This window comes from Paraburkholderia dipogonis, assembly GCF_046027395.1.
In the GTDB taxonomy this organism is placed as follows: Bacteria; Pseudomonadota; Gammaproteobacteria; order Burkholderiales; family Burkholderiaceae; genus Paraburkholderia; species Paraburkholderia dipogonis_A.
This window is the reverse complement of record NZ_JAQQEG010000018.1, coordinates 149280-169780: the sequence shown is the minus strand read 5'-3', so window position 1 is coordinate 169780 and position 20501 is coordinate 149280. Positions and strand designations below refer to the sequence as shown.

At 62.8% G+C, this 20501-nt stretch carries 19 protein-coding genes; 7 read left to right on the top strand and 12 right to left on the bottom strand.

From position 1 onward, the window contains the following. Nucleotides 1-6 precede the first annotated feature (6 nt). The 6 genes from PQR32_RS19965 (at nt 7) to PQR32_RS19940 (ending at nt 7533) form a co-directional block, all read left to right on the top strand. A complete protein-coding gene (locus tag PQR32_RS19965) occupies nt 7-861 on the top strand; it encodes an ABC transporter permease (RefSeq protein ID WP_408230542.1) in 855 nt (284 codons plus the stop codon). Next, on the top strand, nt 858-1649 hold the full coding sequence (locus PQR32_RS19960; RefSeq protein WP_408230539.1) for an ABC transporter ATP-binding protein: 792 nt from the start codon (nt 858-860) through the stop codon (nt 1647-1649). The genes PQR32_RS19965 and PQR32_RS19960 overlap by 4 nt, the downstream gene beginning before the upstream one ends. Nucleotides 1650-1713: 64 nt before the next feature. Further along, complete coding sequence (locus PQR32_RS19955) at nt 1714-2712, top strand: HEAT repeat domain-containing protein (protein ID WP_408230536.1); 999 nt, start codon at nt 1714-1716, stop codon at nt 2710-2712. Then, the gene (locus tag PQR32_RS19950; RefSeq protein ID WP_408230533.1) at nt 2709-2987 is read left to right on the top strand and encodes a DUF971 domain-containing protein; all 279 of its coding nucleotides are present in this window, start codon (nt 2709-2711) and stop codon (nt 2985-2987) included. Before PQR32_RS19955 ends, PQR32_RS19950 begins: the two co-directional genes overlap by 4 nt. Nucleotides 2988-3378: 391 nt before the next feature. Next, on the top strand, nt 3379-4788 hold the full coding sequence (locus PQR32_RS19945; protein ID WP_408230530.1) for a hypothetical protein: 1410 nt from the start codon (nt 3379-3381) through the stop codon (nt 4786-4788). A gap of 591 nt (nt 4789-5379) precedes the next feature. Then, nucleotides 5380-7533 carry an RHS repeat domain-containing protein gene (locus PQR32_RS19940; protein ID WP_408230527.1) on the top strand — a complete coding sequence of 718 codons (2154 nt, stop codon included), beginning with the start codon at nt 5380-5382 and terminating at the stop codon, nt 7531-7533. A 513-nt stretch (nt 7534-8046) separates the two neighbouring features. On the opposite strand, the gene PQR32_RS19935 is transcribed toward PQR32_RS19940, so the two are convergent. The 6 genes from PQR32_RS19935 to PQR32_RS19910 all read right to left on the bottom strand — a co-directional run bounded on the left by PQR32_RS19935 (nt 8047) and on the right by PQR32_RS19910 (nt 13274). Beyond that, nucleotides 8047-10137 carry a family 2A encapsulin nanocompartment cargo protein cysteine desulfurase gene (locus PQR32_RS19935; RefSeq protein ID WP_408230524.1) on the bottom strand — a complete coding sequence of 697 codons (2091 nt, stop codon included), beginning with the start codon at nt 10135-10137 and terminating at the stop codon, nt 8047-8049. After that, nucleotides 10112-11044, bottom strand: a complete 933-nt coding sequence (locus PQR32_RS19930; RefSeq protein ID WP_011493308.1) for a family 2A encapsulin nanocompartment shell protein — start codon at nt 11042-11044, stop codon at nt 10112-10114. The genes PQR32_RS19935 and PQR32_RS19930 overlap by 26 nt, the downstream gene beginning before the upstream one ends. 110 nt (nt 11045-11154) lie before the next feature. Then, nucleotides 11155-11430, bottom strand: a complete 276-nt coding sequence (locus tag PQR32_RS19925) for a helix-turn-helix domain-containing protein (protein ID WP_408230520.1) — start codon at nt 11428-11430, stop codon at nt 11155-11157. After that, a complete protein-coding gene (epsC, locus tag PQR32_RS19920) occupies nt 11427-12407 on the bottom strand; it encodes a serine O-acetyltransferase EpsC (protein ID WP_408230517.1) in 981 nt (326 codons plus the stop codon). Before epsC ends, PQR32_RS19925 begins: the two co-directional genes overlap by 4 nt. Before the next feature lie 45 nt (nt 12408-12452). Beyond that, entirely contained in the window at nt 12453-12920 is a 468-nt protein-coding gene (locus tag PQR32_RS19915) for a rhodanese-like domain-containing protein (protein ID WP_408230514.1), read from the bottom strand. 198 nt (nt 12921-13118) lie between these two features. Continuing rightward, nucleotides 13119-13274, bottom strand: a complete 156-nt coding sequence (locus PQR32_RS19910; RefSeq protein ID WP_408230511.1) for a hypothetical protein — start codon at nt 13272-13274, stop codon at nt 13119-13121. 414 nt (nt 13275-13688) lie between these two features. Between PQR32_RS19910 and PQR32_RS19905 the strand changes: the two genes are divergently transcribed. Further along, a complete protein-coding gene (locus PQR32_RS19905; protein WP_408230508.1) occupies nt 13689-14285 on the top strand; it encodes a nitroreductase family protein in 597 nt (198 codons plus the stop codon). Between the two features lie 48 nt (nt 14286-14333). Here the strand turns inward: PQR32_RS19905 and PQR32_RS19900 are convergent, their stop codons facing one another. From PQR32_RS19900 to PQR32_RS19875, 6 genes are read right to left on the bottom strand one after another with little or no spacing between them, the layout of a single operon-like run. Continuing rightward, the gene (locus PQR32_RS19900) at nt 14334-14651 is read right to left on the bottom strand and encodes a 4Fe-4S binding protein (protein ID WP_408230505.1); all 318 of its coding nucleotides are present in this window, start codon (nt 14649-14651) and stop codon (nt 14334-14336) included. Next, the gene (locus PQR32_RS19895) at nt 14648-16297 is read right to left on the bottom strand and encodes an FAD-binding protein (protein ID WP_408230502.1); all 1650 of its coding nucleotides are present in this window, start codon (nt 16295-16297) and stop codon (nt 14648-14650) included. The genes PQR32_RS19900 and PQR32_RS19895 overlap by 4 nt, the downstream gene beginning before the upstream one ends. A gap of 49 nt (nt 16298-16346) precedes the next feature. Then, on the bottom strand, nt 16347-17159 hold the full coding sequence (locus PQR32_RS19890) for an ABC transporter permease (RefSeq protein WP_408230499.1): 813 nt from the start codon (nt 17157-17159) through the stop codon (nt 16347-16349). Between the two features lie 20 nt (nt 17160-17179). After that, nucleotides 17180-17980, bottom strand: a complete 801-nt coding sequence (locus PQR32_RS19885) for an ABC transporter ATP-binding protein (protein ID WP_408230496.1) — start codon at nt 17978-17980, stop codon at nt 17180-17182. A gap of 34 nt (nt 17981-18014) precedes the next feature. After that, nucleotides 18015-19052, bottom strand: a complete 1038-nt coding sequence (locus PQR32_RS19880) for an ABC transporter substrate-binding protein (RefSeq protein ID WP_408230493.1) — start codon at nt 19050-19052, stop codon at nt 18015-18017. A 44-nt stretch (nt 19053-19096) separates the two neighbouring features. Further along, nucleotides 19097-20029, bottom strand: a complete 933-nt coding sequence (locus PQR32_RS19875) for a TauD/TfdA dioxygenase family protein (protein ID WP_408230490.1) — start codon at nt 20027-20029, stop codon at nt 19097-19099. Between the last annotated feature and the right edge of the window lie 472 nt (nt 20030-20501).

The following is a 20501-nucleotide window of genomic DNA, read 5'->3' as shown; positions in this document are numbered from 1 at the left end:
TCTTCGATGTCAGCCATTCTTGAAGCAACCGAAAGCGCAAGCATCCGGCGCGGCGCTCCCGGTCAGCGGATCTGGAGACCGGCACGCCTTATCCGCGCGTTGGCCAGGATCACCGCCGTTCTGGCGTGTGTGGGCATCTGGCAAGTGCTTGCCGAACATCATGTCTCGTTCGGCTTCGTGACCTTCGCCAACGTGCCCGCGCCGAGCGATGTCGTGCCGGCGGCATGGGCCCTGCTCCACTCGCCGAAGCTGCCGATGCATCTGCTCGCGAGCCTCATGCGCGTGCTGGTGGGCTTTGTCGCGGCGAGCGTCGTGGGTATTGGACTCGGGCTCGCCATCGGCCGCTATCGCGCGTTCGAAGACACCTTGCTGCCGCCGCTCGAAGTGTTGCGGCCGATTCCCGCGGTCGCGTGGATCCCGCTCGCCATCCTGATGTTTCCTTCGTCGGAGATGAGCATGATGTTCATCACCTTCATCGGCGCATTGTTTCCGATCCTGCTCAACACGATCCACGGCGTGGAAGGCGTCGATCCGCGGCTGGTCGCGACGGCGCGGTCGCTCGGCACGCGAGGCGGCGCGCTGTTCAGCGAAGTGATTCTGCCGGGCGCAGCGCCTGCCATCGTCACGGGCCTGTCGATCGGCATGGGCACCGCGTGGTTCTGTCTGGTGAGCGCCGAGATGATCGCGGGCCAATACGGGATCGGCTATTTCACATGGGAGTCGTACACGTTGCAGAACTATGCGGACATCGTCGTCGGCATGCTGCTGATCGGCGCGTTGGGCATGGGCAGTAGCCTGCTGGTGCGGCGCGCCGGCCTGGCGCTGATACCGTGGTACCGGATGGAGGCGTCGCAGCGATGAGTACGCAATTGCAATCGAAACCGGCGGGACGCATCGACGTGCGGGCGCTGAGCGTGGAGGTGGGTTTACGCGAGCAACGTTTCACCGCGCTCGATCAACTGGAGTTCAGCGTCGAACCAGGTGAGTTCGTGTGCGTGCTGGGACCGTCGGGATGCGGTAAATCCACCCTGCTGGCCGCGCTCGCCGGTCATGTAACGGCCAGCGCGGGCGAGATCGCCGTCGACGGCGAACGGGTGCTGCGCCCTCACCCCGAACGCGGCCTCGTATTCCAGCAGCACACCCTGTTTCCGTGGAAGCGCGTGATCGACAACGTCGCGTTCGGCCTGAAGATGAAGGGCCTCGCCGCCGACGAGCGGCGCCGGCAAGCGAGCGATCTGCTCGATCTGGTCGGCCTGAGCGGATTCGGCACACGTTATCCGGCGCAATTATCGGGCGGCATGCAGCAACGCGTGGAAATCGCGCGCGCGCTGATCAACCGGCCGCGTGTGTTGCTGATGGACGAGCCGTTCGGCGCGCTCGACGCGCAAACACGCCGCATGATGCAGGCCTTGCTGCTCGATGTGTGGACCCAGGTCCCCACGACCGTGCTGTTCGTCACGCACGATATCGACGAAGCGCTGTTTCTCGCCGACCGTATTCTCGTGCTGTCGCAGCGGCCGGCGCGCATCGTCGCCGATCTGCGCGTGACGTTGCCGCGTCCGCGCGACGACGAGACCACGACCGAAGCGCAATTCGTCGAGATCAAGCGGCGCTGCCTCGCGTTGCTGCGCGAAGCGGCGGCGGCGTGACGGGCTTCGCCCGCCCGACCGGCGTAATGGCCCTATTCGTTCCACTTCACACATCACTCCATTCATGACCGATATCTCGCTTCCGCTGACGTTCGACCCCGACTCTCTCGATCCGGAAGCCGCCGAACTGCTGCCGCGTTTGACATCCACGGACGCCGCCGTGCGCCGCATCGCTCTGCTGGCGCTCGCCGACCTCGAGGACGAAACCGTGCTCGAACCTATTGTCGCGGCCTTGCGCCACGACACGTCTTCGGAAGTCCGCGCTCAGGCCGCCCAGGTGCTGGGTGCGTGGGAACGTGCCGACGCGGTAGAGGTGCTCTGCGCGGCATTAATGGATCCGGTCGACGAGGTCCGCGAGGCGGCGGCACAGAGCCTCTCCGGTTTGAAGGACCCGCAATCGGGAACGCTGCTCGTCCCGTGGACCACGCATCAGGATCCGTTCGTGCGCCAGGCCGTGCTTCGCGGACTGCGCGAATTGCGCTATACGGGCGCACTGGAACCGGCACTGGCCGCGCTGACAGCGAGCGAAGACCTCGTGCGGCTCGAGGCCGTGAGCGTGCTCGGCTGGCTGAAAAGCGAGCGCGCGCTTGGCCCCCTCACCCGCATCGCCGCGCATGATCCGAATGCCGCCGTGCGGCGCGCGGCGATCGGCGCGTTGGGCATCGGCGCCGCGTCGACCGAAGACACCGTTGTCGCGTTGCTGGGCGCGTTACGCGATGCCGCATGGCAGGTCCGTGAAGAAGCGGCGGCTACGCTCGGCAAACTGCGCGCGACGGCCGCGCGAGATGCGCTGATCGAGGCGCTCGATGACGACTACTGGCAAGTCCGGCTGCAAGCGGTCCGTGCCTTGGGCAAACTACACGACGCAAGCACGAGCACGGCGGTCGCGTCGCTGTTGACGCACGCGATCAGTAATTTGCGCAAGGAAGCGGCCTTGTCGCTCGGCGAACTGGGCGACGCAGCGTCGTTGCCGGCCTTGCAGGCGGCCGCCACGGATCCCGATCCGGAAGTCCGCAAGGCGGCGCGAATCGCCCTGACTCAAATCGAAAGCGCACGGCGATGAATGCCCCTCAGCAGATCACGGTCCACGCCGCGAGCGGGCGATTGTCCCTGAAGTGGGACGACGGTCGCACGCAATCAATCGACAACACAACGTTGAGAGACCGCTGCCCTTGCTCGACATGCCGCCGCCTGGCGCATTCGGGCAAGGCGCGATTCGATTCGCCGCGTGTCGCGATCGTCGACATGCAGCCGATGGGCTACGGCATGCAGATCGTGTTCAGCGATGGGCACGCACAGGGGATCTACCCGTGGGAATATCTGAAGAGAATCAATTGAATGCAGGCGCCAAGGCCGATGGTTTAGGACCTGACGCAAGTGCTTTCAAGAATAGTTGCGTCGATCAGTGACGCGATTGACGGATGAAAACGAGTTTAGGCCCTGTCCGTAGCGCTTTCAAAGCGGGCGGCAACTGGTCGAATTCGCGCTTTACTACGCCATACATTCCTACGCCATAACATTCGCACACACGCTTTTTCGCGCCGCGGCCTATCCAATACAAGTCATGGACTTCGGCTAAAAACGCGCATCGAGTGAACTATCACCACCCGCTCGGGATGCTGACCGACACACTGCCTCTTACCGCGTACACCGCGCGGATCTCTCGCGTGTCGCGCATGCAGATCAGCAGAACGCGACACGTATATCAATCAGCTACCGGCGAATGAATATGGCATTGAACACGAGTATTGGAATGCGGCCGCTTACTGGCCAGGAATCATACTGGGGCGACGTGAAGCTCACGCCAGAGGAAATCAGGCTCATCAACGCAAGCCCAACGCTGCAGTCCCAGCTACGGGACTACGGCGCCGATGTGAGTTCGGGCAAGTTGAAGCCAATGACGATCGGCAAGGACAATGGCACCTATTTCGCAGGCCAAGACGAGCGACGCATTGTGGTCGGCAAGGATGTCAATTCGTCGGGGAGCGCTGGCGCGATGGTAGGCTCCCTGTCGCACGAAATCGGTCATTACGAAAATCAGGCGAATGAGAATACGTTCACGTCCCGGTACGAGGTTAATCCGCGCGACCCTAACGCCTATAGCGTAGCGGCGTTAACCGGGGCGCATGGGGAAGGCGAAGCAGTCTTTAACAACTGGCAGGTGCAACAGGACATCGAAAAGAACACGGCCACGCCCAACGCGCCCGGAACCCGAATCTACCTGGGCGGACATAACCTCCAACAGAAGCTCGATGACCAGCATGCTGCCGATGTCCATGACGGAAAATCGGACGCAGAGGATCGCAACCATCTCATCTTCGCCGGAATGAACGACTACGTTAATGAAGTCCCCAGCACCGCACCGGACAAAAGCTACTACCAGTATTACGGAGATTCCAGCGGCGCATCGGCGCCTGTGCCCGGCCGTCCGAAGGAGGTCGTATTTGGCGGCGACGACAAGGGCGACATCAATCAGATGACGGAGAGCTGGCAGTCCGGAGACCATGCCATACAGACATTCTCCGGGGGAAAGATCCAGTCTTCAGAGTTACTGGACGGCAAGGGCAAGGTGACTTCCGCATCGGTTTACGAGCACAACCAGGACGGCGGCTATTCGGTCGACGTCAAGAACGGCAACGGACATGAAACCGAACATGCAGACTTCAACGCAGACAAGTCAGGCACAGTCCGCAATTACGCAAACGACGGCTCGGCGCAAGCCACTTCGTTCAACGCCGGCAATCACAACACGCGGATTGTGGTTTACGACGCCAAGGGCCAAAAGTTCGATGCGAATTATCTGGACCCGGACACGGGCTATTCCACGAACCAGGACCATACGACGCCGGACGGTGGCCACACGGTGGCCGACTACGATACACAGGGCCGCGTCCGTTCGCAGTTCCAATACGATCGCAATGGGAACCCCATGTTGTCGGCTGACTTCGACGAAACTGGCAGGAATACATTCGCTGTGAAGTACAACAACGACGGCAGTCGGGCCGTGGCTAAGTTCAACGCCGACGGTTCTCAAACCGACCATGTCGTCGACAGGAACGGCAACCGGGGGCAGGATTACACGTATCCGGCGGCGGGCGTGGCAACGCCGAAGGGCGCACCGGCTCCGGTACAGAGTTAGCCAGTTAAAGCCATCGAGACGTCCAGACCGCAGCGGCAACCAGTCAGGCCGGCGCCTGCCGCTCCCACACGGCAGGCACACGGCAGGCAGCGAGCAACCTGCCCCAGTCCCCCGCCAGCAACAACGGCGGCAGCGGACGGTCTGTATATGCTGCGGTCGATGATGGCTCGCAACTAGATACGGCCGACGCATCCGGAGCGGCCACTGGACGGACCGCGATGCAGACAGCGGACACAGATTCCGACACAGACCGTCAGACGGCCATGAGTCCGCTGCCGCACCTGCGGCCTGAGCAAAGATGCGTAGCTTCGTTGCTGATCCGTCGCCCGACTTCAATTGTCACAGTCTTGGGTACACCCTTCTGGCCGATCGTTTTCGAAATGCCAGCGCGCGGCAGCGTTCTCCGGGCACGCAGTACAAATCCTTCAGCGCGCTATTAGTGCCGAATGAACAGCTACCGCCACGAAAATCCGCGGAAGCACATCCTACCCTAACCGCGCATTGCGCGGCCGTGCCGCCGATCTACTGCTGTCGAGTCGCGCACTGCAGCTCGGGACGGCATGCCCTCAATTGACTGAAAAGGATGACATCATGAGCGTGAACCTGCAACCTGTCACCGGCCAGGAAGTCCTCTGGGGCGACATGAAACCTACGCCGAATCAGCTCAAGCTGATCAACGCGAGTCGGACCTTCGTCTCGGATATCCATGAAGCAGATGAACGAATCAAGAGCGGCGCGTACCGGCCTATTGCGGTGATCAACGACTCGTATACGCAATTTGATCCGGTTCGCAAACAAGTCATCTTGACTCCGCAATTGCTTAATGATGACGATACTGAGCTGCTCGGAACCTTGTCTCACGAGCTAAGCCATTTTCTCGACGATCCCAAAGAGAGGGCATTCGCACAAAATTACGGTGTCAATCCCCGCGATCCGGACGCATATAACCAGGCGGCCACGAGGTACATAAGAGCCCAGGCTGTAGCGGAAGGCAATCAATGGAAGATCGCTCGGGAAGTCGAGCAGAACACAGCGACGCCAGATCGGCCGGGGACAAAGCTCACAGGAGCTGGTTCACCAGCGCTCTTCCCATATTTCGACGAAGCCTACGCAAAGAACACCAACGCTGGTCTTACGGAAACGCAAATCCAGAACCGGCTCATCTCCAGCTTCATGGGATCTTTCGCGAACGGTCCGAGTGACGTTGGCGCCGGCAGCGAGTACAACGCTGACGGCAGCATGAGCGGATCCGCGCCTATCGAACCCGGCCAACCGACGGTTCACTACAACAGCGACGATCGCGGCGACATCACGTCAATGACCGAGACGTGGCCGTCCGGCGACGTGTCCACACAGACCTTCAAGGATGGCAAGCGCCTGCAATCGCAAACAGTCGACTCGCAAGGCAAGCCGTTGCGGACGGCCAACTACTCATACTACCGCCCTGACGGCAGCTATGGCGTCAACGTAACGGACGGTGGCGGAAAGACGATTCAGCAGAGTGACTTCAACGCCGACGGTTCCGGCACTGAGCGCGGCTACCGTCCGGACGGCTCGCGCATGGAAACGCAATTCGGCCCCACCATGAAAGGGGAAGATGCGTACTTCTCCGCGGAAAACCGGACCAGGCTGATGACGCAGTACGACTCCCAAGGCCGGGAAACCCAAAAAGACTATTTCGATCCCAACGAGGGAGTCGACACGAATCAAGTCGTAACACGTCCGAACGGCAGCAAGACGCTGTATTCATTCAACGATCAGGGCAAGATCGGCTTGCAGAGCGACTACGACGCCAAGGGAAACCCTGTTGACAAGTACCGTTACGATCCCGGCTCGGGACGGGTTTCGTCACACACGCATTACAACCAGGACGGCAGCCGCACGCTGGATTCGGTGCGCGCCGATGGAAACGGCACGCGCGTGACCATCAAGAAGGACGGCAACCGGTCCGTGGAGCAGCCCATGACGTTCAGCGCGACGGATCAGCAGGCGTTCAAGGAGCACAGCGAGCGCGCGGCGAAGATTGCACCGCCGCAGCCGGTCGGTGCGGAAACAGCACTCGGTGGTCAGAACAACTACTACGATCCAGGCAACAACCGCCTGACCAATCAGGACATCACCCATCCGGATGGCAGCAAGACGAGCTATGCGTACAACGACCAGAACCTGGTGGGATACGAGCAGAACTTCGACAAAAACGGGCGCATTGTCTCCGCCAGGCATTACGTCCCGGCAGGAGGGCCGGATGTGATCGTCCAGTACGCTCCGGACGGCGGCCGCCAGGTCATGAGGCCCAACAACGGGCAACCGGTGGTCGAACACTACAACGCAGACAACCAGCTGACGCGGAAACAGATGATGGGTGGCGGTGAGACCGAGACAGACGATTACGATCCGCTGTCCGGCCGCGCCGGGGACACGACCGTGCGGAAGCCGGACGGCGGCCATTCCGTCTATTCATACAACGATCTCGGCAACGTGGGCGAGAAGGTCGACTACGATTCGAAGGGCCGACCGACCGCGTCCATCGCCTTCGACCGCAACGAAGGCACGGGCACGCTCACGACGGTCGACTACAACAGGGACGGCAGCCGCAATGTCACAAAGGCTGATCGTTCCGGCGCACGGGCCTATACCGTCGGCAGCGATGGGCAGGTCTCCGCCACGCAGTCTCGCCCACTGACTTTGGCCGATCACGCAGCCTTGAATCGATGGATGTGGAGCGCGGGCATGACAACGGGTTAGGCCGGGACACAGCCGCAGGCACAGCAGACTGCTCCTGTAGCGCCAGACGCCACCGCCGGGCAGTCCGCCTCGTCAGGCGCGAACGGGTCCGGCGATCAGACGGCGCCGGCGTCGACCGCTGATGCAGGCCAGAACGTTTCCTTCGACTCTGACGCCTGACCCGGCACTCCGCTAATGTGCCGCCGCCATGCCGCTCCGTATAGCGGCGTGGTGGCGGCCCGTGCGTGGACTCGATTGAGGAGAAATCGCTCAACGCGCTCGCGCGCCGATGCAGTTCGAAGCCTTTGCGATCGAGCGATAACGTACCCGGCGGCGGCGCGACTCGCGTATCCGATATCGTCACCCGATGCGGCGGGTACACGCCGCTGCGCTTACGGATCGTGGAAAGTTAAGCGGCCCGTACCTCAACGGTGACGCGCACACGACGCGTCCAGCGCCAACCGGCTGGTTTGGAAAAGCCGTTGCGCAAGTAAGAGTAAGAAAAGCGGCGGCCATCGCGACCGCCGCTTATCGTCAACGTCGTGAAGACAGCCGCCGCACGACCGACACCAGCGCGTCGACTTCATCGCAGGTGTTGTAGAACGCGAGCGACGGCCGCACGGTTGCTTCGACGCCGAAGCGCCGCAAGATCGGCTGCGCGCAGTGATGCCCCGAGCGCACCGCGATGCCCTCTTCGTTCAGCGCCTGCCCCACTTCCTCCGTCTCGTAGCCCTTCAGCACGAAGGACAACACGCTGGCCTTGTCGCGCGCCGTGCCGATCAGACGTACACCGGGCACCGGTTGCAACACGCTCGTCGCATACGCCAGCAGATCGTGCTCATAGCGCGCGATATTCTCGATGCCGACGCGCTGAACGTAGTCGATTGCCGCACCCAGCCCGACCGCATCGGCGATATTGCCCGTGCCGGCTTCGAAACGATTCGGCGGAGGCTGGAACACCGTGCGCTCGAAAGTTACGTCAGCGATCATGTTGCCGCCACCCTGCCACGGCGGCATATCTTCCAGAATCGCGCGCTTGCCATAGACGACGCCGATGCCGGTCGGACCGAATACCTTGTGACCCGAGAACACGAAGAAGTCCGCGTCGAGCGCCTGTACGTCCACCCGCATGTGCGACACCGACTGCGCACCGTCGACGAGTGCCTTCGCGCCCGCGCGATGCGCCAGCTCGACGATTTCCTTGACCGGCACGACGGTGCCGAGCGCGTTGGACACCTGCGTGACCGAGACGATCTTGGTCCGGTCGTTGAGCAACCGCCGGTATTCGTCGAGCAGAACCTGGCCACTGTCGTCCACCGGAATCACGCGCAGCTTCGCGCCGGTTTGCGCGGCAAGCTGCTGCCACGGCACGATGTTGGCGTGATGCTCGAGGTGCGAGACGATGATCTCGTCGCCCTCGCCGACATGCTTCACACCCCACGTCTTCGCGATCAGGTTGATCGCCTCGGTGGTGCCGCGCACGAAGATGATTTCCTCCGGCGACGCCGCGCCGATGAAACGCTGCACCTTGCTGCGTGCGGCCTCATAGGCGTCGGTGGCGCGGCCGGCCAGCGCATGCGCCGCCCGATGGATGTTCGAGTTTTCATGCGCGTAGAAATACGCCAGCCGGTCGATCACCGCCTGCGGTTTCTGGGTGGTCGCCGCATTGTCGAACCATACGAGCTGACGGCCGTTGACACGCTCCTGCAGGATCGGGAAATCCCGACGGATCGCATTCACATCGAATGGCGGATGCGCTGACGGCCCGGCATGCGGCACGCCGTGCGCCGCGCCGGGTGTCTGCCCAGGAAAGCGCGACGGCTCATTCAGGCTCAGAAAATAATGCGAGCCGTCCGTGTGCTGCGACGGCATCGGCGGTGGCGCCGCGTGCGAGGCGGCCGGACGGTCGTACGGGAAACGTTGCTCGGCAAGCGGTTCATCGACAGCGGGCAGACCGAACGATCGCGCACTCACCTCGTTCCACACCGGCACGACGATATCCGGCGACGCCGCTGTCGGCGTGTGAGGCTGTCCCAACTCGCCCAGAAAATAGTACGGCGATGCAGATGCCGGCGAGACCGGCGACGCAACTGACGCAGGCGACGCACCGCCGGCCGACGGACGCTGCGCGCCATGTCCCTCTGGCACACCCAGCGCGGCTCCGCCAAAGCGCGGATCGAGTGCGGGCGCAACGGTCACCACGTTATCCGGCAAGCCGTTCGCAGCCGTGGCATGCGGCGCCAACGCGGGTGCGCGATTACCCAGCGACAGAATCTGCGTCGGCGCCGAGGGCAGCAGGTTGCCACCGGGCACATGACCTTGCGGCAACGCTGCGCCGGGCACACCGGTGCCCGTGCCGCCAGGGCCCGCGAGTGGCGAACCAGCCGGAGCCGGATTGCTGATTTCGCTGGTCACGGGCGCCGTGAACGGCAGCGTGCCGGCGACACCGGGCGTCGCGCCTGCATGCGAAGCAGTGCCCGGCAACGCCGAGAAGAACGCATTGGCGAGCGACGCCAACGTCGCCGGATCGGGCAATCCCGCAGGCAAACCCCCAGGCGGACCGGTCGGCACATCGTGCGGCAGGACGCTGTCCATGGGCTTACTTGTAGGTGTCTGGGTAGTCATGGTACTTGCCGATCTCCACGTCATCGAGAACTGCCAGCGCGTCCGGCGAATGCACCGCAAGCGAGCAATAGAGCGAGATCAGATACGACGCGATCGCATGATTGTTGATGCCCATGAAGCGAACCGACAGACCCGGACCCTGCTCGCCGGCCACGCCCGGCTGGAACAGGCCGACCACGCCCTGGCGCTTGTCGCCCACGCGCAGCAACAGGATCTTGGTCTTGCCGTCGGCGACCGGCACCTTGTCCGACGGAATCAACGGAATACCGCGCCACGTCAGGAACTGCGAGCCGAACAGGCTGACGGTCGGCGGCGGCACGCCACGGCGCGTGCATTCACGGCCGAAGGCGGCGATCGCAAGCGGATGCGTCAGGAAGAACGCCGGCTCTTTCCATACCTTGGTCAGCAATTCGTCGAGATCGTCGGGCGTCGGCGCGCCGGTCAGCGGAAACACGCGCTGCTCCTCGGCCACATTCGCGAGCAGGCCGTAGTCCGGGTTGTTGATCAACTGACTTTCCTGCAACTCCTTGATCGTCTCGATCGTGAGGCGCAGTTGTTCCTTGATCTGATCGTGCGGGCTGCTATACAGATCCGAGATCCGCGTGTGCACGTCGAGCACCGTGCTGACGGCATTCAGGAAATACTCGCGCGGCTGCTCTTCGTAGGGCACGAAGGTGCGCGGCAGAATGCTCTCGTCTTCGCGCGCGGTGCAGGCGGCCACCACGGCTTCGGGATTCTTCACCTGGTTCAGACGATAAATGCCTGCCTCGACCGGCAGCCATTGCAACAGATGCGTGAGCCAACGCGGCGTGATCGTGGCAAGTTGCGGAACGGTTTTGGTGGCATTGGCTAGTTGCCGTGCTGCGGTATCGCCGAGCGCCGTCAGGCCGCCCACTGTTGCTGTCATCTGAAGCTCCGGGGTTGATAGAAGAAAAACGGGAAAGCTTATGAGCGAAAGTGATTATCGGGAGGCAACCCCAGCCCTTCAACATGCTATAGACGGCAACAGAAGGTCTGCTAACTCGCCGGGACTGGATCGACACGCAAGGGACGCGCGAGTGCGGAGATGTCCGCGCCGTCGGAAGATGGATTGAGCAGGCGTTCGATCGGCACCTGGAACGCGCGGGCCAGCTTATCGACCGTGACGATCGACGCGATGGCGGAACCGCGTTCGATCTCGCCGACATACGATCGGTTCAGTCCTGCGTGTTCGGCCAATTGCTCCTGCGACCAGCCGCGTGCCTCGCGAAGGCGCCGCACAGCGGCGCCGAACTCCCTGACGAGTCCGCTCATCGCGCGGCTCCCGCCGCCGCGACGTGCTCAGCGCCTGCATGAACGCGCGGTGGGCGGTCGAGCCCTGCGGCAGCCTCCGTGCCTTCGTTGCGCGACACCGCCTGCGTCACATGCGAACCCGGCGCGACGTCCTGTGTCAGCCACACATTGCCGCCGATCACCGAACCCTGTCCGAGCGTGACGCGCCCGAGAATCGTCGCGCCCGCATAGATCACGACGTCGTCCTCGACGATCGGATGACGCGCGTGGCCTTTCTCCAGATGCCCCTGCGCATCGCGTGGAAAGCGCTTCGCGCCCAACGTGACGGCCTGATAGAGGCGCACCCGTTCGCCGATGACAGCCGTTTCCCCGATCACCACACCGGTTCCATGATCGATGAAGAAGCCGGCGCCGATCTTCGCGCCGGGATGGATGTCGATACCGGTTTGCGCATGCGCGAGCTCGGCGACGATCCGCGCCAGCAGCGGCAGGCCGAGTCCATAAAGCTCGTGCGCCAGCCGGTGGTGAATCATCGCCAGCACGCCGGGATAACAGAGCAGCACTTCGTCCACGCTGCCCGCCGCGGGATCGCCGTGAAACGCCGCCAATACGTCGCTGTCGAGCAAGGTGCGAATCGCCGGTAGGCGCGCCGCAAAAGCGCGCACCGTGATGGCCGCCTGAGTCTCGATCGTGTCGGCGGGCGGCGGTTGATGCCGGCTGCGGTAGTGCAGCTCCAGCCGCGCCTGGGCGAGCAGTGCGTGCAGCGCGGCGTCGAGCGCATGCCCGACGTAGAAGTTTTCGCTTTCCTGACGCAGATCGGGTGGCCCGAGCCGCATCGGAAAGAGCACGCCTTTGAGCGTATCGATGATCTCCGCGAGCGCCTCGCGCCCCGGCAATTCCCGCCCGCCCGGTTCGAGCGAGCGCTTCTGCACTTCGCGCCATTGCTGACGGACCGTTTGAAGCGCCTCAACAATCTCATCGACATCAAACACAGCCACAGCGGTTACTCCCCGTAAAGTGCAGCGTGGACGATCCGGTTCGCTTCAGTCCTGAATCCATGGCAGCCCGTGAAAGCGCCAACCATTGCTGGCGCCGCGCCGTTGCGCGCCATCCAGTTCCCCTTCAAAACCTTCCAGAACGTTGAAAACCTGCGTGAAGCCGGCTTTCGCGGCGGCCTCGGCGGCTAGCGCCGAGCGGTTGCCGCTGCGGCACAGCAGCAGCACGACCGCATCTTTGCCGGTCTTGGCCTCCAGTTCACGCACGAAGCGCGGATTGCGCGTCAGACTGGTGCCGGTTGCCCAGGCGACATGCAGACTGTCCGGCACGAGTCCGACAAATTTGCGTTCTTCGGCAGTGCGCACATCCACCAGTACCGCGTCGCCGGCCTGGACGAGTGCCCACGCAGCCTGCGGCGACACGCCGCCTGCGTAGGAGAGGCCGGCTTCGGCCGCGTGGGAGCGCGCGGCTTCGAGCAGCGCGTGGGTGGGTCGTTCTGCGAGTTCAAGCGTCATGACGTCTCCTTCGATATCGCGCGAATCCTTACGCGCTGGTTCAAGGCACCGGCGAAAGCAACCGCCTATAGCCATCAGGAGACACTATGAAAGAGACGCGGCCGAAGCCGAACTAATTAATTGTGATTTCTAAAGAAGCATCGGTTTGGTCGCTCCGGCTCGCGGCCACCCTGCTCCACGCCACCGTCCGCCGCGAACTCATTCCGGCATGTCGAGCGGCACGACAAACATGCCCGCGGTGTATTCCATATGGAAATAGCCGCAGCGTGCGTAAGCCGCGATGCGTTCGAGCCGTTCGGCAGACTGGCATGCGTAGCTGGCAATGGGTGTCTCGCGCGTGGTTTGCTCAGACATGACGGGTGCGCGATTTGACCATTGCTTTCGCAGACTTCGCACAGGATGCCGAAGGCCGCCCCAGATCAGCGTCGTTGAAAGCGTGGCCATGCGGCCTCCGTCGATTCATTGCCCTACGAACGAATCTAGCGGCCTGAAAAAGGAAGCGCAAACAAGGTTTTGTGGATTAGTTTTCGGAAAACGCATTAAACGCTAATCACGCCGCGCGCAGAGCGACGCGTCAGGATGACGCCGGGCATGAAGACACACGTCGAGCCGGATTTGCGAAGTCGAATCGATCGCGGAATAACGTTGCGAGAATAAATCGGTTCGGTCATGCAGAGCGCTCGGATAAAGTGATCCGGCATCGCCAGGGGCATCTTTTTGCCTCTCAGGCTCAAGCGTCGAATTCATTCTTCCCAGGAGCAACCACCCATGACGACATCGAACGCACGTACGGCCGACCATTCGATCGACCGGCAATTCCTCGACCGCTGGTCGCCGCGCGCTTTCCGTTCTGATCCCATCCCCGAAGCCACGCTGCTGACGCTTCTCGAAGCGGCCCGCTGGGCACCCTCCTCCTATAATTCCCAGCCGTGGCGATTCGTCTATGCACGACGCGACACGCCCCATTGGGAACAATTCCTCGGATTCCTCAACGAATTCAATCGTGGCTGGGCGCGACACGCCGCGGCCATTGTCATCGTGCTGTCGAAGAGCACGTTCACGCCGCCCGGCGCCGCAGCCGAAGTCCCCGCGCCGACTCATTCGTTCGATACCGGCGCCGCGTGGGGCTATCTGGCGCTACAGGCCAGCCTCTCCGGGTGGCATGCGCACGGCCTGGCCGGCATCGAACGCGAGAAGATTCGCCAGGCACTCGCCGTACCCGACGTCTACTCGATAGAGGCCGCGATTGCGATCGGCCGCGCGGGCGACAAGGCGTCGCTGCCTGAAGCGCTGCAGGCGCGCGAAGTACAGAGCCAGCGCAATCCGCTGTCCGTCATTGCGTCCGAAGGGCGGCTCGCGCTCTGACGAGCGGTTTCGAAGCGGCGCGCGTCGATGCGCGCCCATCACGGTTTATCAATGCGCCCGAACCAGCAACTCGTAGCTCGCGTCCTGGTTCGCGGTCGACTGCCGTGCGCGACCCCAGCCGACTGCGCGGCGGTAGTGCCCAAACACCCTGTCGCTGAGTTCGCCGACCGGCATCGGCCCGGTTTGGGGCGCGACGAAAAGCGCATCTTCGGGACAATACAGCTCACACATGAAGCAGGTCTGGCAATCGTCCTGGCGGGCGATACGGGGCACGCCGTCCTGCACGGCGTCGAACACATTGGTGGGACACGCGCGCACGCAGATGTTGCAACCGGTGCAGCGCGCGCTGTCGACGATTTCGATCATGCCGGCACTCCTTCAATTTCAGTAGCCGGCCGCGACACGGCCAACCTGTCGATCCAGACTTCGTCCAGTCCGCCGCTCAACAGACGCTGCCTCTGCGACGGGTCGAGCGCGGCATGCTCGCGGCGCCGATGCATGCCGCGGGTCTCCGTGCGTTGTTGCGCGCTGCGATACATCCAGCGCGAGGTCGCCAGCATCGCCGCCGCCTCACGCGCACGCACGGCATCCAGCGCACTTCGCGCCGGCGCGGCACGGCGCACGCGATGCCACAGCGCATCGAGACGCGAGAGCGAGTCATCGAGCAGATCGCCCTGGCGAGTCCAGTTGCGCTGTGTCGGAAACACTTCGTGTTGAACGCTGCGAATCACTTCATTGCTGTCGCAAGGCGCCGTGCCGCCGCCGTCGCGCAATCCTGCGCCGCCGGCACGCAAGACCCTGCGCGGGCGCGCGGAACGCCATTGTGAACGGGCGTAGTCCGCCGCGCCCGCACCGGCCCAGAAACCCGAAGACATCGCCCACGCCGCGTTATGACTGCCGCCGCCGGTAAAGCCGCCGCAGATCAGTTCGCGCGTCGCTGCATCGCCGGCCGCATAGAGTCCCTCGACCGAGGTCGCGCACGTCTCGTCGATCAGATGGAGGCCGCCAGTGCCCCGCACCGTCCCTTCGAGACGCAGTGTGACGGAGAAATGCTGCGTGAATGGATCGATGCCGAGCCGGTCGAACGGCAGGAAGAAGTTTGGTTGCGCCGTGCGCATCCATGCGCGAATCTGTTCGTCGGCGCGATCGAGGCAAGCGAACACCGGTTGGGTCTGCAGCGTTTGAGCGATCACACCCCGCCCGTGCGACGAACCCGCGCCCGGAATCACGGACCCGTCCCGGTAATAGAACGTCGCCCAGTTATAGAACAGCGATTTCGTTACCGATGAGAACGCCGGCCCAAGGCCATAGGCGTTCGAAAACTCCATGCCTGACAGCGCCGCCCCGGCTTCGGCGGCCATGAGCTGGCCGTCGCCGGTGAGGACGTTACAACCCAGCGCATTGCTGAGAAACGCACAGCCGCCTGTCGCGATCACGACTGCACCCGCGCGCACGATCCACGCGTCGCCGGCCTGGCGATCGACGCCCGCCGCGCCGGCTACCGCGCCGCCTTCGTCGACCAGCAGTTCCAGCGCCGGGCTGTGATCGAGTATGCGGACGTTGGCTTCCTTGACGCGCTTGCGCATCAGGCGCATGTACTCAGGTCCTTGCAACGACGTGCGTCGTTGCTGGCCGTCTTCGTCGACCGGGAAGGGATAGCCCCACTCGGCTAGCTGCTGCGCGTTGATCCAGGTCTGCTCGAGCACGCGATCCATCCATGACTGTTCAGCGAGCTCTCCGCCCAGCTTGAAACGGCTCGCTTTCGCGTGGCCGCGCGCGTCGTCGCCGGGCGGCACGTACCAGACGCCCGTGCCGGCCGGCGCGGTCGCGCCCGACGTGCCGCAAAATCCTTTGTCCGCCAGCACCACGCGCGCACCGCTGGCCGCCGCGCTGATCGCCGCCCATGCGCCGGCCGGTCCGCCGCCGATCACGAGGACGTCGGCGTCATGCCGCACCCCACTGTCCGCGGCCGTCACCGGTGGCCGGCCGTGTTTTCCCGCATTGTCCGTCATGAAAGACATTCCCTAAGTGATGCACCGAGTGCCCGACGAAGGTGAACGCTCAGCGTTCGCCCTGCCAGGCCGTCAGCCGCCGCTCCGCCAGCAGGACGGCGTGATTGAACACGAGTCCGAGAAGCGCGAGCGTGACGATGCCCGCGTACATCTTCGGAATCTCGAACGTGAATTGCGAGTAATTGACGAGGTAACCGAGTCCCGCCTTCGCGCCTACCATCTCGGCCGCGATCAGCACGAGAATGGAATAAGCGCCCGCGACACGAATGCCCGTGAAAACAGTCGGCACCGACGCGGGCAGCACGACCTTTCGAAAGAGCTGCAACGGAGTCAGCCCCATCGAGAGCGCGGAGCGGATCAGCAATGGATCGACATTGCGCACGCCGCTCACGGTATTGAGTACGACAGGCCAGATGCATGAGTACACGACCATCGAGACTTTCGATGTCTCGCCCATGCCCAACACCAGCACAAAGACGGGCAGCAGCGCGAGCGGCGCCGTATTGCGAAACAACTCGAGCAGCGGATTGAGAATCTCCGCAAGCGTGCGATACCAGCCGATCACGAGACCCAGTGGCACGCCGATGGCCACCGCAATCGCAAAGCCGCCCACGGCTCGCGTCGCGCTGGCAAACAGATGCTCGGCGAGCTCGCCCGAACGCACCATCTCGAACAGCGCGCCGAGTACCGTCGAAAATGGCGGCAAAAAGGTCGCATCGACCCAGCCTGCGCGCGGCAGAATCTCCCACAGTGTGCAGAAGGCAACGATGGCAACGCTGCCACGCAGCACGCGCGGCAATGCAGTGACGACACCCGAGGCAAGCGAGTTCGCCGCTGAGAATCGTGTCGATAAGGTACTCATCACTCAGACTCCTTCCTGTATCAAGCCGCATGCGCGACCGCGAGGCGCGAAGTCGCCCGGCGGTGATGCGTCAATTGCCAGATCTCGTGTCTGAGCCGCACGAATTCCGGTGTCGAGCGCAAATCTTCGGAGAGGTCGCCGCGTTCGAGATGCACGTCGAGTGCATGGGTGATGCGACCGGGTGCGGCCGCCATCACGAGGACCCGTTGGCCGAGATAGATTGCTTCATCGATTGAGTGCGTGATAAACACGACGGTCGTTCCGGTGCGTTGCCAGATGCGCAGCAGTTCGTCCTGCAAGGTCTCGCGTGTCTGCGCGTCGAGCGCGGCAAACGGCTCGTCCATGAGCAATACGGCCGGCTCGAAAGACAGCGCGCGCGCAATCGCAACACGCTGCTTCATGCCGCCGGATAGCTCATGCGGATACCGATCCCCGAACCCGCCGAGGCCGACCAGATCGAGAAACGAACGGGCGCGCGCGGCACGCTCGGCCTTGGGAACGCCCTTCGCTTCCAGACCGAACTCGATATTGCCGAGCGCCGTCTTCCACGGAAAGAGCGCGTACTGCTGGAACACGATGCCGCGATCGAGCCCTGGTCCTTCAATCGCCTGGCCGTCGATCAGTATCTGCCCGCGATCCGGCTTCGCGAGCCCGGCGACCAGATCCAGCAAGGTTGTCTTGCCGCAGCCGCTCGGACCGACCAGCGTAACGAACTCGCCCGCCCGCACATTGAACGACACGTCCTCCAGCACGCTGAAGTGTCCGCGCCGCTTGAGATGAAATCCCTTCGTGACGTTGCGCACGCCGATTGCAGCACCCATATTCGCGGGCCTCGTGATTCGACGCAGTGGCCGCCTAATGGGCCGCCACCGACTGGTTGAACGGATTGAACTGATTCGAATAGATGTTTTCGGGCTTCACCTGACCGGGCTTCAGCACACCGTTTTTCACGTACCAGTCGATATATGTCGTGAAGTCATTGGCGTCGATCAGGCCGCCCTTGCCGCCCACGCCGGCCGATTTCCAGTAGTTGACGATCGAGGTATCTTCATTGCGACGCCGCGCCTCCACGATCTTCTTCAGACGCGCGATCACTTCCGTACGCGGCGTGTTCTTCGCCCATTCAATCGCGCGCGCCGTGCCGTCGACGAATTTGCGCACCGTGTTGGGGTTCTGCGCAATGAAGCGGTCAGTGAACAGATAACTCGCGTAGCCGAACGAGCCGAAGAGTTGATAGTCGGTGGTCAGCAGCGTCGCACCGCCGTCCGCGAGCAGCTTGTCCTTGATGATGTCTTCGAGGAACACGGCATCCAGTTGTTTCTGCCTGAGCAACTGCGCGAGATTGACCGGCGGCGCCGCGACGAACACCACCCGTTGGATCTCTTCCTTGGACAGGCCGGCCTTCTCGAGATACGCGGTCACCAGATACTGTTCGTAAGCACCCGGCGTATTCACGCCGACCTTTCGACCGATCAGGTCACGCGCGCTATGGATCGGACTGCCTTGCAACACGAACAGTCCGCCATTGGTCTCCTTGTCGGTGCCGACGTAGGAAATCACCGCCTTGACGGGCGCATGCGCCGCCACCAGCTTGACGATCGAACCGTTGAACGCACCGCCGAAATCGACGTCGCCGGTGACCGCCGCCTGGATATCCTGCGGCCCGCTAATCGTATTGCCCACCCATTTGAGTTTGATCGGCGCAAGGTAGCCCAGGTCTTCGGCGAGTTCGGGATACAACACCTTGCTGGCCCACCCCTGATAGCGCAGCTCGAGCTTCTCAGGGGTTTGCGCCAGCGCGGCGTTTCCGAAAGACATCACGCCTGCGACGAGCGCCGGCAGATAAAACAGGCGAGCAACACGATGCCGCAAGTGACGCGCGGTTTGCTTCATGCTTCGATCTCCGTGATCCGACATTGACGGCGGGCGTACGCCGCTCAGAACACGCCGTCGTGTTCCAGCGTGATGCGGTGAATACGCCGGCGCGCCGACCCGTAGTCGCGCGCCGCGTAATGCTGGACCTGACGGTTGTCCCAGATCGCGACATCGCCGGCGCGCCATTCGAAGCGGGCCTGCACTTCGGGCGTCTTGATCAGGTCGTAGAGATAATTCAGCAGGCTCTGGCTTGCCGTCTTCGATACGCCGAGCAGATGGCTGGTATGCCCTTCATTCACGAACACCAGCTTGCGGCCGTTCTCCGGATGCGTCTTGATGACCGGCACTTCAATGGGCGGATACTTTTGCGCGGCATCGCGCACGCGTGCCAAACCGGCTTCGACACTTTGCTCGCTCGTACCCTCGGGAATGTCGTAGCCGCTCAACAGATCGGACAGCGCGTTCTTTTTGGGCGACGCAAAGAACGTGTTCACTGCTTTCAGCTTCTCGAAGTAGCGGGCCAGATCGGGATCCAGCAAGTCGTAGACTGCCGCCGACGAGGTCCAGATCGTGTCGCCGCCACCCCCCTCAGGAATCTCCTGCGCGTGGAGGACGGTGGCTTTGGGCGGCTGCGACTGCCATGAAACATCGACGTGCCAGTTGTCGGTGCCGCCCGATTGTGTTTTATCGCTGTGGGCAATGACCTCGATTTCCGGAAAGCCCGCGACGGCCGGCAGATAGATATTCTTGCGGATCGGGGTGCCGAAGATCCGCGCAAGCGCGACATGCTGTTCTGGCGTAAGCGTCTGCTCGCGAAAAAAGATCACACCGTGATCGACCAGTGCCTGCCTCACCGTTTGCTGATTGTCATCACTCAGAGGCTTTGACAGGTCGACGTTTTCGATCACCGCGCCGATCAATGGCTTGTACCGGCGTACGCGAAGATCCTGGTGGGCGGCGGATTGCTGATGCTGTTGCTCGAGCACTGTACTCATGGCGTCCTTCTCCTTGGGGTCGATGGCGTGGTCCATGAAAGCAGGATCGATGCGGCATCGGCAACCAACGATTCAGCGCATGCATATGCGTTGGGGAGCGATTCGATTAGTCGCCGTCGCGGCAAAAAGAGTCCATGAAAGAAGCGCTTTGGTTCGAACAAAAGCTTATTTCGAAGGCCGTTGCTGCTTGCCTATAGTCGAAGGTTGGGCGATTCGCGGCGCGACACCCGCATCGCGTGATGCGTCGCCTGCTATCACAGATGCATCCGCGCGGTCGCGACGCAACGCACTGGTATCGCTTTGCAAATACCAAATCGATATTGGCGTGCGCTCGGGACTGCTGCAGATAATCATCTATGTCATTCTGAGAACAGGTACTTCGAGGCCCTGCTTGAGCGGATCGGCACGCGCGCCGCGCTGTACGATCGCGAGAATCGATTCTTTTACGAAGACATCGAGGAACTGAAGGAAG